The sequence below is a fragment of the Variovorax endophyticus genome, assembly GCF_025376855.1.
Taxonomy (GTDB): domain Bacteria; phylum Pseudomonadota; class Gammaproteobacteria; order Burkholderiales; family Burkholderiaceae_C; genus Variovorax.
The window spans coordinates 176,843-190,000 of the sequence record NZ_JAHUTH010000008.1 but is presented as its reverse complement, the minus strand read 5'-3'; the positions used below and the strand labels follow the sequence as shown (position 1 = coordinate 190,000).

General features: G+C 70.3%; 13 protein-coding genes. 11 read left to right on the top strand and 2 right to left on the bottom strand.

Features of this window, described 5'->3' with window-relative positions; genetic code table 11:
• Positions 1-25 precede the first annotated feature (25 nt).
• The 7 genes from KV106_RS12880 (at position 26) to KV106_RS12850 (ending at position 6,536) form a co-directional block, all read left to right on the top strand.
• Complete coding sequence (locus KV106_RS12880; RefSeq protein WP_261210634.1) at positions 26-1,747, top strand: ClcB-like voltage-gated chloride channel protein; 1,722 nt, start codon at positions 26-28, stop codon at positions 1,745-1,747.
• Between the two features lie 91 nt (positions 1,748-1,838).
• The gene (locus KV106_RS12875; RefSeq protein ID WP_057594567.1) at positions 1,839-2,063 is read left to right on the top strand and encodes a hypothetical protein; all 225 of its coding nucleotides are present in this window, start codon (positions 1,839-1,841) and stop codon (positions 2,061-2,063) included.
• Positions 2,060-2,404 (top strand): cell division protein ZapA, encoded by a 345-nt coding sequence (locus KV106_RS12870; RefSeq protein ID WP_261210633.1) that lies wholly within the window; start codon positions 2,060-2,062, stop codon positions 2,402-2,404. Before KV106_RS12875 ends, KV106_RS12870 begins: the two co-directional genes overlap by 4 nt.
• Before the next feature lie 562 nt (positions 2,405-2,966).
• The gene (locus KV106_RS12865) at positions 2,967-3,788 is read left to right on the top strand and encodes a sulfite exporter TauE/SafE family protein (RefSeq protein ID WP_057594573.1); all 822 of its coding nucleotides are present in this window, start codon (positions 2,967-2,969) and stop codon (positions 3,786-3,788) included.
• 170 nt (positions 3,789-3,958) lie between these two features.
• Positions 3,959-5,101: an FAD-dependent monooxygenase gene (locus KV106_RS12860; protein ID WP_261210632.1), complete on the top strand. Its 1,143-nt coding sequence runs from the start codon at positions 3,959-3,961 to the stop codon at positions 5,099-5,101.
• A 13-nt stretch (positions 5,102-5,114) separates the two neighbouring features.
• Entirely contained in the window at positions 5,115-5,510 is a 396-nt protein-coding gene (locus KV106_RS12855; RefSeq protein ID WP_261210631.1) for a carboxymuconolactone decarboxylase family protein, read from the top strand.
• Positions 5,511-5,546: 36 nt separating this feature from the next.
• Positions 5,547-6,536: a Bug family tripartite tricarboxylate transporter substrate binding protein gene (locus KV106_RS12850; RefSeq protein ID WP_261210630.1), complete on the top strand. Its 990-nt coding sequence runs from the start codon at positions 5,547-5,549 to the stop codon at positions 6,534-6,536.
• Positions 6,537-6,545: 9 nt separating this feature from the next.
• Here KV106_RS12850 and KV106_RS12845 read toward each other — a convergent pair whose 3' ends face one another.
• Entirely contained in the window at positions 6,546-7,469 is a 924-nt protein-coding gene (locus KV106_RS12845) for a LysR substrate-binding domain-containing protein (protein WP_064262364.1), read from the bottom strand.
• A 110-nt stretch (positions 7,470-7,579) separates the two neighbouring features.
• On the opposite strand from KV106_RS12845, the gene KV106_RS12840 reads away from it, so the two are divergent.
• The gene (locus KV106_RS12840; RefSeq protein ID WP_057594561.1) at positions 7,580-8,407 is read left to right on the top strand and encodes an alpha/beta fold hydrolase; all 828 of its coding nucleotides are present in this window, start codon (positions 7,580-7,582) and stop codon (positions 8,405-8,407) included.
• A 25-nt stretch (positions 8,408-8,432) separates the two neighbouring features.
• Here the strand turns inward: KV106_RS12840 and KV106_RS12835 are convergent, their stop codons facing one another.
• Positions 8,433-9,395, bottom strand: a complete 963-nt coding sequence (locus tag KV106_RS12835; RefSeq protein ID WP_057594560.1) for an AraC-like ligand-binding domain-containing protein — start codon at positions 9,393-9,395, stop codon at positions 8,433-8,435.
• A 179-nt stretch (positions 9,396-9,574) separates the two neighbouring features.
• Here KV106_RS12835 and KV106_RS12830 point away from each other — a divergent pair, with 179 nt between their 5' ends.
• The 3 genes from KV106_RS12830 to KV106_RS12820 are packed head-to-tail and all read left to right on the top strand — an operon-like array spanning position 9,575 to position 13,153.
• Entirely contained in the window at positions 9,575-10,579 is a 1,005-nt protein-coding gene (locus tag KV106_RS12830; RefSeq protein WP_261210629.1) for a carbon-nitrogen hydrolase family protein, read from the top strand.
• Positions 10,580-10,601: 22 nt separating this feature from the next.
• Positions 10,602-11,657, top strand: coding sequence for a phenylacetaldoxime dehydratase family protein (locus KV106_RS12825; RefSeq protein ID WP_261210628.1), 1,056 nt, complete (start codon positions 10,602-10,604; stop codon positions 11,655-11,657).
• Positions 11,658-11,713: 56 nt separating this feature from the next.
• Positions 11,714-13,153 (top strand): serine hydrolase, encoded by a 1,440-nt coding sequence (locus tag KV106_RS12820; RefSeq protein WP_261210627.1) that lies wholly within the window; start codon positions 11,714-11,716, stop codon positions 13,151-13,153.
• The last annotated feature ends 5 nt before the right edge of the window (positions 13,154-13,158 follow it).

The following is a 13,158-nucleotide window of genomic DNA, read 5'->3' as shown; positions in this document are numbered from 1 at the left end:
TGGGATGCCATCACCACCACCCCGCATGACCCTGCGTTCCTCGCCATTGCTGCGCCTGCGCTCCGCCCTGCAGCGCCTGTTCGGCGTATCGGGCTGGCAATCGATGCTGCTGTGGTCCATCGTCGCCGGCCTGCTCGGCACGCTCGCGACCGAGGGCTTCCGCGCCGCGCTGCGCGGCTTCGAGCACCTCGTGCTCGGCCCCGGCGACAGCCTGGTCGCGATGGCGCGCGCGCTGCCGTGGTGGGCGCGCATCGCCTTCCCCGCCGTGGGCGGCCTCGTGGCCGGCGGCCTGCTCGTGCTCGCGAAGCGCGTGGCGGTGCGCAGTGCCACCTCCGACTACATGGAGGCGATCGTGCTCGGCGACGGCCGCATCCCGGTGGCGCAGACGCTGGTGCGCAGCGCCTCCTCGCTCGTGAGCATCGGCACCGGCGGCTCGATCGGCCGCGAGGGCTCGATGGTGCAGCTCGCCGCGCTGGCCGCCTCGCTGCTGGGCCGGGTGTTCCGCTTCCCGGTCGAGCGGCTGCGCCTGCTCGTGGCCTGCGGCGCGGCGGCGGGCCTCACGGCCGCGTACAACGCGCCGATCGCGGGCGCCTTCTTCGTCGCCGAGATCGTGCTGGGCTCGATCGTGATGGAGAGCGTGGGCCCGATCCTGATCGCGGCGGTGGTCGCCAACATCGTGATGCGCGCCCTGCCCGGCTACCAGCCGCCCTACCAGATGCCGGTGTTCCCCGAGCTGCATGGCGCGGAGATCCCGCTGTTCGCGCTGCTCGGCGTGCTGCTGGGCTTCGCGGCCGCGGGCTTCCTGCGCGCGCTGCAGGGCAGCCGGGCGCTGTTCGCGCGGCTGCCGTTCGCGCTGCCGTGGCGGCTCGCGCTCGGCGGGCTCGCGATGGGGCTGGTGTCGGTGCCCTGGCCCGAGGTCTGGGGCAATGGCTACAGCGTGGTCAACGCGGTGCTGCACACGCCCTGGACCTGGACCCTGATCGCCATGGTGCTCGCGGCCAAGCTGGTCGCCACGCTGGCCACGGCCGGCTCGGGCGCGGTGGGCGGCGTGTTCACGCCGGCGCTGTTCTTCGGCTGCATGGTGGGCGCGCTGTTCGGCCATGCCGCGCAGGCGCTGTGGCCGCATGCGGTGTCGGCCCCCTACGCCTATGCGGTGGTCGGCATGGGCGCCTTCCTCGCGGGGGCCACGCAGGCGCCGCTGATGGCGATCCTCATGATCTTCGAGATGACGCTCAACTACCAGGTGATGCTGCCGCTGATGCTGGCCGGCGTGATCGCCTATTTCGTCGCGCGCTCGGCCAACGCCGGCTCGATGTACGAGATCACGCTGCGCCGGCGCGAGCAGCAGGACGAGCAGCTGCGGCTGCGCTCGCTGCACATCCGCGACCTGGTGCAGCCGGCGCAGACGGTGGTCGGCCCCGAGGCCGATCGCGAGGCGATGAGCCGGCTGTTCCTGCAGCACCCGGTGAAGTACCTCTACGTGGTCGACGCCAACCAGCGCTACCTCGGCGTGGTGCCCCTCTCCGCGCTCGGCACGGCCGCGGCCGAGGTGCGCGCGGCGGACCTGCTGTCGCAGGCCATCGCGCCGATCACCGCCGACACCAGCCTGGGCGAGGCGCTGCAGCGCTTCCTCGAGCACCTGGGCGAACGGCTGCCGGTGATCGAGAGCCCGGCCAACCCGGTGCTGCTGGGGGTGGCCGCCAAGAGCGCGTTGCTCGCCACCTACGTGCGGCTCAGCGAAGTTTGATGGCGCGGCGCGCAGGCCGCAGAATGCCGTGCCAGGCGCGGCGGGTGCCCCGGAGGACCGCCGCTTTCACGGGAAACTACAATCGCGCACCATGCCCGCCTCCAGCCCCATCGACCAGATCGCCGAGCGCGTGGAACGCCTGCTCTTGCGTCACGAAGAGGTGCAGCGCACGAATGCGCTGCTGCAGGAACAGGTCGATGCGCTGACGCGCGAGCGCGATGCGCTCAAGTCGCGGCTCGCGGCGGCGCGCACGCGGCTCGACGCGCTGCTCGAGCAGTTGCCGGCCGTACCTCCCTCCGAAGATTCCCCCGCATGAAGCAGATCGAAGTTCAGATCATGGGCCAGAGCTACCTGCTCGGCTGTCCCGATGGCGGCGAAGCGCAGCTGCGCGACGCGGTCGAACGCGTGGACGCGGCCATGTGCAAGATCCGCGACGCGGGCAAGGTCAAGGCGCGCGACCGCATCGCGGTGCTGGCCTCGCTGAACCTGGCCTTCGATCTCGCGGCGCAGGAGACCACGGCGAAGGCCGCGCCGCCCGCCGAGCCGGCCCCGACTCCGGCCGCGGCCCCCGCCGACGACGGCGCGGTCGATCCGAAGGCCACGCAGTTGATCCACAAGCTCGATCAGGCACTGGCCGGCGACGGGCATCTGCTTTAAGCGTTACGCGCTTTCTTTCTCTCGCTTGCAGAGATCGGCGCGCACTGCAAGAACTTCGATGCAAACCTGCCCGCGCCGCAGGGACTCCCCTCAAAAAACCGGAAAGCGCCCGGGCGCGAAGGCGTAAAATCGTTCCTGTCTGCGGTGCGCGTTGGGCTTTATATGTCCTTGTTCCAATGCTCTACGGAGCCGGGCTTGGTATATCGCTCGACGGGTGTGATCATCTCGCGTCAGATGAACCCGAAGTCTTGCTGCCCTCGCCCACCTGAACCCCGGTTCAGGATGCGAGTCTGGCGCCCATTCGCAGACACCTATTCCTCTTCGTTGCGCTGAGTGCGCATCGAACATCGGCGATCCCCGGCATGGCGGGATCGCCCCAGGAACCCACGCTGTATTCGCATCGATACATCCGATCCTGGCTCGCGCGCGACCGTGCGCGCCGGGCCGCAGCTACGTTTCAGATAGCATTGCAGCCCATCCCCCTCCCTTTTTCCCTCGACCCGAGGCCCGTTGCCATCGCTGCACGGCGCCCTTGCCTTACCCGAAAGTCCGTGGCGTGAACGTGACCAGCCTGCTCGACCCCCTCCTGATCGCCGAACTCGCCGTCCTCGGCCTCGGCACCGGTTTTCTCGCGGGCCTGCTCGGCATCGGCGGCGGCATGGTGATGGTGCCGTTCATCACGATCATCATGGGCCACCGCGGCGTGCCGGCCGACCTCGCGGTGAAGATGGCGATCGCGACCTCGATGGCCACCATCATCTTCACCTCGGTGTCGAGCGTGCGCGCGCACCACAAGCGCGGCGCGGTGCGCTGGGACATCGTCAAGCGCCTCGCGCCCGGCATCGTGATCGGCAGCCTCGTGGGCAGCCTCGGCATCTTCGCGCTGATCAAGGGCACGGCGCTGGCGATCGTGTTCGCGCTGTTCGTGGGCTTCTCGGCCACGCAGATGTTCCTCGACCGCAAGCCAAAGCCCACGCGCCAGATGCCGGGCACCGCGGGCCAGCTCGGCGCGGGCGGCGCCATCGGCCTGGTCTCGGGCCTGGTCGGCGCGGGCGGCGGCTTCATCAGCGTGCCCTTCATGACCTGGTGCAACATCTCGATCCACAACGCGGTCGCCACCAGCGCCGCGCTGGGCTTCCCGATCGCGGTGGCCAACGTGGCCGGCTACGTGATCAGCGGCCAGTCGGTGCAAGGCCTGCCCGAAGGCTCGTTCGGCTACATCTGGCTGCCCGCGCTCGCGGTGATCGCCGTGTGCAGCGTGCTGACCGCGCCGCTGGGCGCCAAGGCCGCGCACAACCTGCCCGTGAAGAAGCTCAAGCGCGTGTTCGCGAGCATCCTCTACCTGCTGGCGGCCTACATGCTCTGGAAGGGCCTGCGCGGCTGAGCGCGCGGCCCTCTTCCGCCCCTCCTTTTCTCGACGCCACGACGCGCCCGGCCGACGCGTCGCGCAGGCGCGCGCCGCAGTTTTTCTCAACCAGCGCCAGCAAATCTCGATGGTTCGCGGCGGCTGAAAACAGGACCATTCCGTTCACGCAAACCACACGAGGAACGGACATGAGCAAGAGACTTTCGGTTGCCATCATCGGCGCCGGCATGGGCGGCCTGGCCACGGCCGCGGCGCTGCGCCGCGTCGGCATCGACGTCATGGTCTACGAACAGGCCGAGAAATTCACCCGCCTGGGCGCGGGCATCCAGATCGGCTGCAACGCGATGCAGGTGCTGCGCGGCCTGGGCCTCGAGGCGCGCATGCGCGCCGAGGCCTTCTACCCGCGCTCCTGGAACAACAAGGACGCCTACACCGGCGAGGTGCGCTTCGACATGATCTTCGGCGAGACCGCCGAGCGGAAGTTCGGCGCGCCCTACCTGCTCGCGCACCGCGGCGACCTGCATGCCGCGCTGCACAGCGCGGTGCCCGACGAATTCATCCGCCGCGGCCACAAGCTCGCGGGCTTCTCGCAGGGCGACGGCGGCGTCGAGCTGCGCTTCGCCAACGGCGCCACCGTGCATGCCGACGCGGTGGTGGCGGCCGACGGCGTGCACTCGCTGGTCAAGGACCAGCTGTTCGGCAGGTCCGAGCCCAACTTCACGGGCCGCATCGCCTATCGCACCACCTTCTCCGCGGCGCTGCTCGGCGGCCAGGAGATCGACCAGTGCACCAAGTGGTGGGGCAAGGACCGCCACATCGTCATCTACTACATCAAGCCCGACCGCAGCGAGGTCTACTTCGTGACCAGCCAGCCCGAGCCCGGCTTCCGCCTCGAATCGTGGTCGACCAAGGGCGACATCCACGCGCTGCGCGAGGCCTTCGCCGACTTCCATCCGCAGGTGCGCCACGTGCTGCAGTCCTGCCCCGAGGTCCACAAGTGGGCGCTGGTCGACCGCGACCCGCTGCCGCGCTGGAGCGAGGGCAACATCACGCTGCTCGGCGATGCCTGCCACCCGATGACGCCCTACATGGCGCAGGGCGCGGCGATGGCGATCGAGGATGCGGCGGTGCTCTCGCGCTGTCTCCAAGGCACCGACCGCGACGGCGTGGCCGAGGCCTTCCAGCGCTTCGAGGCCACGCGCAAGCCGCGCACCTCGAAGGTCCAGCTGACCTCGCGCACCAACACCTGGCTGCGCGACCCGCAGGACTCCGACTGGGTCTATGCCTACGACGCCTGGAACACGCCGCTGGCCGAGCCGGCCGTGGCCTGAAGGGAGCGACGACATGACGGACAAGACCCACACCTCGGCGAAGTTCCAGCGCGGGCTCGCCACGCGCAAGGCGGTGCTCGGCGCCGAATACGTCGAGAAGTCGATCGCCGAGGCAGACGACTTCAACTGGCCGATGCAGCAGCTCACCACCGAGTACTGCTGGGACGAGATCTGGAACCGGCCGGGCCTGGACCGGCGCAGCCGCAGCCTGCTGAACCTCGGCATGATCAGCGCGCTGAACCGGCCGCACGAGTTGCGCCTGCATGTGCGCGGCGCGATCAACAACGGCATCACGCCCGCCGAGTTGCAGGAAGTGTTCCTGCAGGTCGCCATCTACTGCGGCGTGCCCGCGGCGCTCGACAGCCTGCGCAACGCGCGCGAGGTGCTCAAGGAGATGAAGCTCGCCTGAAGCTTCGCCCTTTTAAAGAACATCGGAGACAACGACATGGACAACCAGGCAATGTTGAGCCGCCGCGCGCTGCTCGCGCTCGCGGCCGCGTCGATGGGCACGGCGGCCCTCGCGCAGCCGGCCACCACGCGCGGAAAGGTCACGAAGATCCTCGTGGGCTTTCCGCCGGGCCAGGCCACCGACATCGTGGCGCGGCTGATGGCCGAGAAGATGCAGGCCGTGACCGGAGAAAACTACATCGTCGACAACAAGCCCGGCCAGGGCGGCAGCATCGCGATGGGCCAGCTCGCGAAGTCGCCCAACGACGGCTCGACGATGATGCTCACGCACATGTCGGCCGTGGCCACCAACCCGCACCTCTACCGCAGCGTGCCCTACGACTCGCTCAAGGACTACGAGGCGGTGGGCCTGGTCGGCGACTTGCCCTTCGTGCTGGTGTGCCATCCCTCGCTGCCCTTCAGCGACGCGCAGGGGCTGGTGGCCTATGCCAAGGCCAACCCGGGCAAGCTCACCAATGCCTCCTCGGGCAACGGCACGGTGTCGCACCTCGCGATGGAGGAGTTCAAGCGGCGCGCCGGCATCGACATCGTGCACGTGCCCTACAAGGGCAGCGCGCCAGGCCTGACCGACGTGGTCGCGGGCAACGTCTCGCTGGCGCTCGAGACCGCGGCCGGCGTGCAGGCCTTCGTGCAGGGCGGCAAGCTGCGCGCGCTCGGCGCGGCCACCGCGAGCCGGCTCGACGCGCCGCTGGCCGTGCCCACGCTGATCGAGCAGGGCTTCGCCGACTTCCGCGCCTCGACCTGGCTGATGCTGCTCTACCCGGTCGGCACCTCGAAGGCGCTGGTGGCCTCGACCCACGACGCGATCGCCAAGGCCATGCGCAAGCCCGAGGTGGAGCGGCGCATGCGCAGCATCGGCGCGCTGCCGCGCTACAGCGCCAGCCCCGAGGAAGCCGCGGCCTACGTCGCCAGCGAGTTCAGGAGCTGGGGCGACCTGGTGCGCCGCAGCGGCGTGCAGATGGATTGAGCTGCGCGCTCAGGACGCCGGGGCCTGCGAGCGCAGCCATTGCTGCATCGAGGCCTCGGTGTCGCTGCCCTCGCGCACCAGCCATTCGCAGAAGCTCTCGGTCACCGGGTCGGCATGGGCCGTGCTGGCGAAGTAGCGCCGCTGCTTGGCGGCCAGCACACCGAAGGGCGCGCACAACCGGCCCGCGATGATGTCGTCGAAGGCGAGGAACAGCGGCACCAGCGCGAGGCCCAGCCCGTCGATCGCGGCCTGCAGCGCGAAGTACATCTGCTCGAAGCGGATCGCGCCGCCGGGCTTGAGCCCGGCCACGCCGGCCGCCGCGAGCCAGTCCTCCCAGGCATAAGGCTCGGTGGCGAAGCTCACGAGCGTGTGCGTGGCCAGGTCGCGCGGCTCGCGCAGCCGGCCGCCGTCGAGCAGGTCCACATGGCACACCGGCAGGATCAGCTCGCTCATGAAGGGCCGCGACACGCAGTGCGGCGGCGGCTCGAGCGCGCCCGCGATGGCGATGTCGTAGCGGCCCTCGTCGAAGTTGACCGGCGCCAGCAAGGTGGTGAGCCGCAGGTCGACCTCGGGCCGTTTGCGCTGGAAAGCCGGCAGGCGCGAGAGCAGCCAGCGCATGGTGAAGGTCGGCGGCGCATTGATGCGCAGCGCGGTCGGCACCGCCTGCTCGCGCAGTTGCATCGAGGCCACCGCCACGCGGTCGAGCGTGGCCGTCAGCTCGCCGAGATAGAGGCGCCCGGCCTCGGTCAGCGCGAGCTGCGAGGAGGTGCGCCGGAACAGCGGCACGCCCAGCCATTCCTCGAGCAGCGCGACCTGGCGGCTGATGGCGCCGTTGGTCACGCTCAGTTCTTCCGCGGCGCGCGTGAAGCTCACGTGCCGGCCCGCGGCCTCGAAGGCCCGGATCGCGTTCAGGGGTGGAAGTTTTCTGGACATGGCGGGGCGACTGTAGGCCGCGATGGGTGCAAGCGGGTTGCGTTTTTCTCAACGGGCTTCAGTTTTACTCGGTGGCGGGGCCTGGGGAAGGGGCCGAGACTGGCGTTCTCATGACGACCACCCAGCATCTGTTCCTGCCGAGCGCGGCCTGCCGTGTCGCGGTCCACGTCGACGGCCCCGCGGACGGCCCCGTCGTGCTGCTCGCGCACGCGATCCTTTCATCCTCCGTTCTGTGGCGCCGCCAGGCCGAATGGCTGGCCGCCGAGGGCTGGCGCGTGCTGCGGCCCGACACGCGCGGCCATGGACGGTCGGAAGCGCCCTCACCGCCATCACTGCCCTGGCGCATGGGCGACCTGGCGCGCGACGTGGTCGAGATCCTCGATGCGCTCGACATCCGCGCCGCGCACTACGTCGGGCTCTCGCTCGGCGGCATGTGCGGCTTCGCGCTGGCCGAACGGTATCCCGAGCGCCTGGCCAGCCTGTGCCTGTGCGACTGCCGCGCCGACGCGCCCGCGGCCTTCGCGCGGCCCTGGGACGAACGCATCGCGCTCGTCGAGGCCCAGGGCTGCGAAGCGCTCGCGGGCCCGACCATCGAGCGCTGGCTGGGCCGCGGCTTCATCGAGGCCCATCCCGCCGAAGCACGGGCCCTGCACGCGGCCGCGGCCGGCACTTCGCGCGCGGGCATGGTCGGCTGCGCGCGCGCGATCCAGCAACTCGACCATCGCGCGGCCGCGCGCGGCATCCGCGTGCCCACGACCCTGCTCGTCGGCGCCAACGACGCCGCGCTGCCCGATGCGATGCGCGAGCTGCGGACCGAGATTCCCGGCGCGCATCTGGAGATCGTTCCGGACGCGGGTCATCTGCCGAACATCGACCAGCCAGAACGCTTCGACGCCGCGCTGCGCGCCCACCTCGAGCGCGCCCGCCGGACCGCCTGACACTGCGCCGGCCCTTCCGCGCGGCCTACTGCACGCGCTGCTGCCGCCACTCGCGCGGCGAGCAGCCGAAGCGCTCCTTGAACGCGCGGCTGAAATGCGCCGCGTCGTTGAAGCCGCGGCCATAGGCGATCTCGGCCACGGGCCGGCCCGCGAGGCGCGGCTCGAGCAGGTCGCGGCTGCAGGCCTCGAGCCGACGCTCCCAGATGTACTGCGCGGGCGTCAGCGGCTCGCTCTTGAAGACGCGATGGATCTGGCTGGCCGACACGCCGAGCTCGGCCGCGAGGCTGCCCACCGACAGCGCGGGGTCGCCGAGCTGTTCCTCGATGCGCCGCTTCACGCGCGCGAGGTGGTAGGCCGTGAGGCTGCTGAGCGAGGGCGCGCTGGCCGCCGGCAAGGTCTGCAGCCCCGCCACCAGGATGTTCTGCACGCCATTGGCCACCGCGAGCGCCGAGGCCGGCTGCAGCGTCTCGATGTCCTCGCGCAGGGTGCGGATCATGCCCAGCAGCAGGTGGCCCGCGCCCTGGCGGCCCGACACGGTGGTGGCCGTCAACGCCTGCGTCTCGCGCAGCTCGCTGCGCAGCCGGTCGCCGGGCAGCTTGAGCACGATCTGCTCGAAGCGGTCGTCGAACAGCAGCTGGTAGGGCCGCGTGCTGTCGTAGAGCGCGAAGTCGCCGGCCTCGAGCACCGCGTCGCGCCCGTCCTGGCGCACCACGCCGCGGCCCTGGGCCTGGATGCTCACGAGGAAGTAGTCGTCGCCCGAGCGCGCGATGTGGCCCGAGGTGCGCAGCACCTTCTGCGGGCCCGAGCGCACCACCGACACGTCAAGCCCGGGCAGCGTGTGCTGGCGGATGCTGCCCTCGAAGTCCTCGGACTCGTCGGGCCGCACCGGATCGCAACCGAGCTGCACATAGACGTTGCAGATCATGTCGGTCCAGTAGGCCAGCCGCTGCGGGCGAGCCACGGCATCGGTGCTGAGCAGCGTGTTCATCGGTGGAATCTCGAAAAACGGGGATCGGCGGGCATGCAACGCAGGAACAAGAACGCCGCAAGCTGCGGTCAAGGCGTTCCAGCGCGGCGAATCTACGCTTCATGCAACCCGCATGCCACCGCGCAAACCCGCGCCGGGGCAAGGCGGCGAATCCACGTTCCCCACCGAAAGGCCCCGCCATGCCCACCACCGTTCATCCCAAGCTCCGCGTCGCCGCCGTGCAGGCCGCGCCCGTGTTCCTCGACCTCGACGGCACCATCGACAAGACCATCGACCTGATGGCGCAAGCCGCCGCGCAGGGCGTGAAACTGATCGCCTTTCCCGAGACCTGGATCCCCGGTTATCCCTGGTGGATCTGGCTCGACTCGCCGGCCTGGGGCATGCAGTTCGTGCAGCGCTACCACGACAACTCGCTGGTGATCGGCTCGGCCGAGTTCGAGCGCCTGCAGGCGGCCGCGCGAGCGCATTCGATCTGGCTCTCGTTCGGCTTCAGCGAGAAGGCCGCCGGCAGCCTCTACATCGCGCAGGCGCTGATCGACGACCAGGGCCAGGTGGCGCAGACGCGCCGCAAGCTCAAGCCCACGCACGTGGAGCGCACCGTGTTCGGCGAAGGCGACGGCGCCGACCTGCACGTGGTGCCCACCGCCATCGGAAACATCGGCTCGCTGTGCTGCTGGGAACACCTGCAGCCGCTGAGCAAGTACGCGATGTATTCGCAGAACGAGCAGATCCACTGCGCCGCCTGGCCCAGCTTCTCGCTCTACCGCGGCGCGGCCAACGCGCTGGGCGCCGAGGTCAACAACGCCGCGAGCCAGGTCTACGCGGTCGAGGGCGGCTGCTTCGTGCTCGCGCCCTGCGCCACGGTCTCGAAGGCGATGAGCGAACTGATGTGCACCGATGCCGGCAAGCAGCAGATGCTGGGCGTGGGCGGCGGCCATGCGCGCATCTACGGGCCCGACGGCTCGGCCCTGGGCACGCCGCTGCCCGAGACCGAGGAAGGCCTGGTGATCGCCGACATCGACCTCGGGATGATCTCGCTCGCGAAGGCCGCGGCCGATCCGAGCGGCCATTACTCGCGCCCCGACGTCACGCAGCTGCTGCTCAACAAGACGCGCCGCGAGCCCGTGGTGGTGCAGCTCACGCCCGTGCCCGAGGGCAACGCGGCCGAGCCGGTCGAGGCCTGAGCGCGCACGAAGGAGCCGCGCCATGGAATCCGCCATCGACGAGCACCTGAAGTGCCCGCGCACGCGCACCCGCCGCGTGGAGGACGACTACACACCGCCCTACCCCGTCTGGTCGGCCCGCGCCGACCGCGCGGTCACGCAGGTGGTGATGGGCTACTTCGGCGTGCAGTCGCTCGGCGCCGAGCAGCAGGGCCGCGCCTGCGCCGCGCTGATGCGCATCGCGCGCGACTTCGCGCAGCCCGATGGCCCGCTGCACCACGACCTCACGCACTATGTCGATGCCGAGGGCCACGACAACATGATCGCGATCGCCTACTGGACCGACCCGGCGGCCTTCGCGCGCTGGAGCGCCACGCCCGAGATCGACGGCTGGTGGCAATCGGACGAGCGGCTGCACGAGGGCCTGGGCTATTTCCGCGAGATCGTGTCGCCGCGCGTGCAGCACTTCGAGACCATGTTCAACACGCCCGACCGGCTCGAGGGCATCGGCGTGGCCATGGGTGGCGTGAGCGGCGAACTGCAGGAGCATGGCTACTGGGGATCGATGCGCGACCGCATCCCGTTGTCGCAGACCGATCCGATGTCGCCCTCGGGCACGCGCGCGGCGGTCGGCGACGCGCCCGCGCCGGGCCGGCGCGTGCGCATCGCGGGCCATGAACACGTCGCGATGATCCGCTCGGGCCAGGAATGGACCGACACCACCGGCCAGGAGCGCACGCTCTACCTCGAGGAGATGGAGCCGGTGCTGCGCGAAGGCATGGACTTCCTGCGCGACCAGGGCCTGGCCATCGGCTGCTACAGCAACCGCTACATGCGGCATCTCGATGCGCGCGGCGCGCCGCTGCAGAAGTCCTTCGGCCTGAGCTTCTGGCGCTCGCTGGCCGACATGGAGCGCTGGGCCGAATCGCATCCGACCCACGTGGCGATCTTCGGCAGCTTCATGCGCTATGTGCAGGCGCTGAACTTCCAGCTGCAGCTGCGCGTGTACCACGAGGTGTCGGTGCTCAAGGCCGACGAGCAGCGCTACGAATACATCAACTGCCATGCGCGCACGGGATTGATGAACGGCATGGGTTGAGAGCGCCGCATGACGGATGCCTTAGGATTCGCGCCCCGAACCCTAGGACCCCGATCATGTGGCGCGAATTCGAAAGCCTCGTCGAAAGCTCGATGAAGGAATGGAAGATCCCGGGGCTCGCGCTCGCGGTGATCGAGGATGGCGAGGTCTCGCTGCTGAAGGGCTATGGCGTGCGCGACCTGCGCGGCAGCGAGCCCGTGACCGCCGACACGCAGTTCCTGCTGTGCTCGATCACCAAGTCCTTCACCGCGGCCGGGCTCGGCCTGCTGGTCGACGAGGGCCGGCTCGCCTGGAGCCGGCCGGTGCGCGAAGTCATCCCGGAGTTCCGGCTGCACGATGCGGTGGCGACCGCGCAGCTCACGGTGCGCGACCTGCTGAGCCACCTCAGCGGCCTGCCGCGCCACGACTGGCTGCACATGCCGGCCGACCTGACGAGCGCGCAGATGCTGCCGCTGCTGCGCCACCTGGTGCCGAGCCGCGAACTGCGCGAGGCCTTCCAGTACTCGAACCTCGGCTACATGGTCGCGGGCATCGTGATCGAGCGACTCAGCGGACAGGGCTGGCAGGACTTCGTGACCGAGCGGCTGCTCAAACCGCTGGGCTTCACGCACTACGGCTTCGGCATCGACGCGCTGGTGGCGGCCGCCGATGCGGCCCGCCCGCACACCATGGTCGAGGGCGATCCCGTGCCCGCGCAGCTGTGGCCGGTGCCGACGGCCGCGGGCGGCGGGCTCAATGCCAGCGCCGCCGATCTCGCGAAGTGGATGCGCTGCCTGCTCGACGAAGGCCGTGTCGGCGACACGCCGCTGCTGTCGGCCAGGACGGTGCGCGAGATGGGCATGCCGCGCGCCTGGATGTCGCGTTCCGAGCATGCCGAGATCGGCGATTCGCACTACGGCCTGGGCCTGTTCTGCGAGAACTACCGCGGCGACCGCACGCTCGCGCATTCGGGCTCGTGGTTCGGCTGGGCCACGCTGATGACCGTGGTGCCCTCGCGCCGCGCGGGCGTGGCGGTGCTGACCAATCGCGCGCCGGGCGCCGTGACCTCGATCCTCACCTTCGCGGCGCTCGACCGCATCGCGGGCCGCGAGCCGGTCGACTGGTTCCAGCGGCTGCTCGCGAAGCGCCGCGCCGACCTGGTGCAGCAGCGGGTCGACGAGAAGGCGCGCACGGACCGGCGCCGCACCGGCACGCAGCCCAGCCATGCGCTCGAGGAGTACGCGGGCCGCTACGAGCATCCGGCCTACGGCTGCATCGAGATCGCGCACGAGGGCGACCACCTCGCCTGGCACTGGCGCGGCGCCGCCGGCGCGCTCACGCACTGGCACTACGACATGTTCGTCACGCCGGACCGGCCGACGGTGTTCCACCCCGACAACCTCGCGCTGAGCTTTCTCTACGACCGCGCGGGCCGCATCGACCGCATCGCGGTGCCTTTCGAGCCGATGGTGGAGGACATCGTCTTCAGGCGCGCGAAGGACGCGCCGACAACCTAGAAGGG

Bases quoted from the DNA above. Each gene is read 5' to 3' on its own strand.
- KV106_RS12835 (WP_057594560.1), bottom strand. From the start codon at position 9,395: ATGAACACGCTGCTCAGCACCGATGCCGTGGCTCGCCCGCAGCGGCTG.
- KV106_RS12855 (WP_261210631.1), top strand. From the start codon at position 5,115: ATGACGGACAAGACCCACACCTCGGCGAAGTTCCAGCGCGGGCTCGCC.
- KV106_RS12820 (WP_261210627.1), top strand. From the start codon at position 11,714: ATGTGGCGCGAATTCGAAAGCCTCGTCGAAAGCTCGATGAAGGAATGG.
- KV106_RS12860 (WP_261210632.1), top strand. From the start codon at position 3,959: ATGAGCAAGAGACTTTCGGTTGCCATCATCGGCGCCGGCATGGGCGGC.
- KV106_RS12830 (WP_261210629.1), top strand. From the start codon at position 9,575: ATGCCCACCACCGTTCATCCCAAGCTCCGCGTCGCCGCCGTGCAGGCC.
- KV106_RS12850 (WP_261210630.1), top strand. From the start codon at position 5,547: ATGGACAACCAGGCAATGTTGAGCCGCCGCGCGCTGCTCGCGCTCGCG.
- KV106_RS12845 (WP_064262364.1), bottom strand. From the start codon at position 7,469: ATGTCCAGAAAACTTCCACCCCTGAACGCGATCCGGGCCTTCGAGGCC.
- KV106_RS12840 (WP_057594561.1), top strand. From the start codon at position 7,580: ATGACGACCACCCAGCATCTGTTCCTGCCGAGCGCGGCCTGCCGTGTC.
- KV106_RS12825 (WP_261210628.1), top strand. From the start codon at position 10,602: ATGGAATCCGCCATCGACGAGCACCTGAAGTGCCCGCGCACGCGCACC.
- KV106_RS12880 (WP_261210634.1), top strand. From the start codon at position 26: ATGACCCTGCGTTCCTCGCCATTGCTGCGCCTGCGCTCCGCCCTGCAG.
- KV106_RS12870 (WP_261210633.1), top strand. From the start codon at position 2,060: ATGAAGCAGATCGAAGTTCAGATCATGGGCCAGAGCTACCTGCTCGGC.
- KV106_RS12875 (WP_057594567.1), top strand. From the start codon at position 1,839: ATGCCCGCCTCCAGCCCCATCGACCAGATCGCCGAGCGCGTGGAACGC.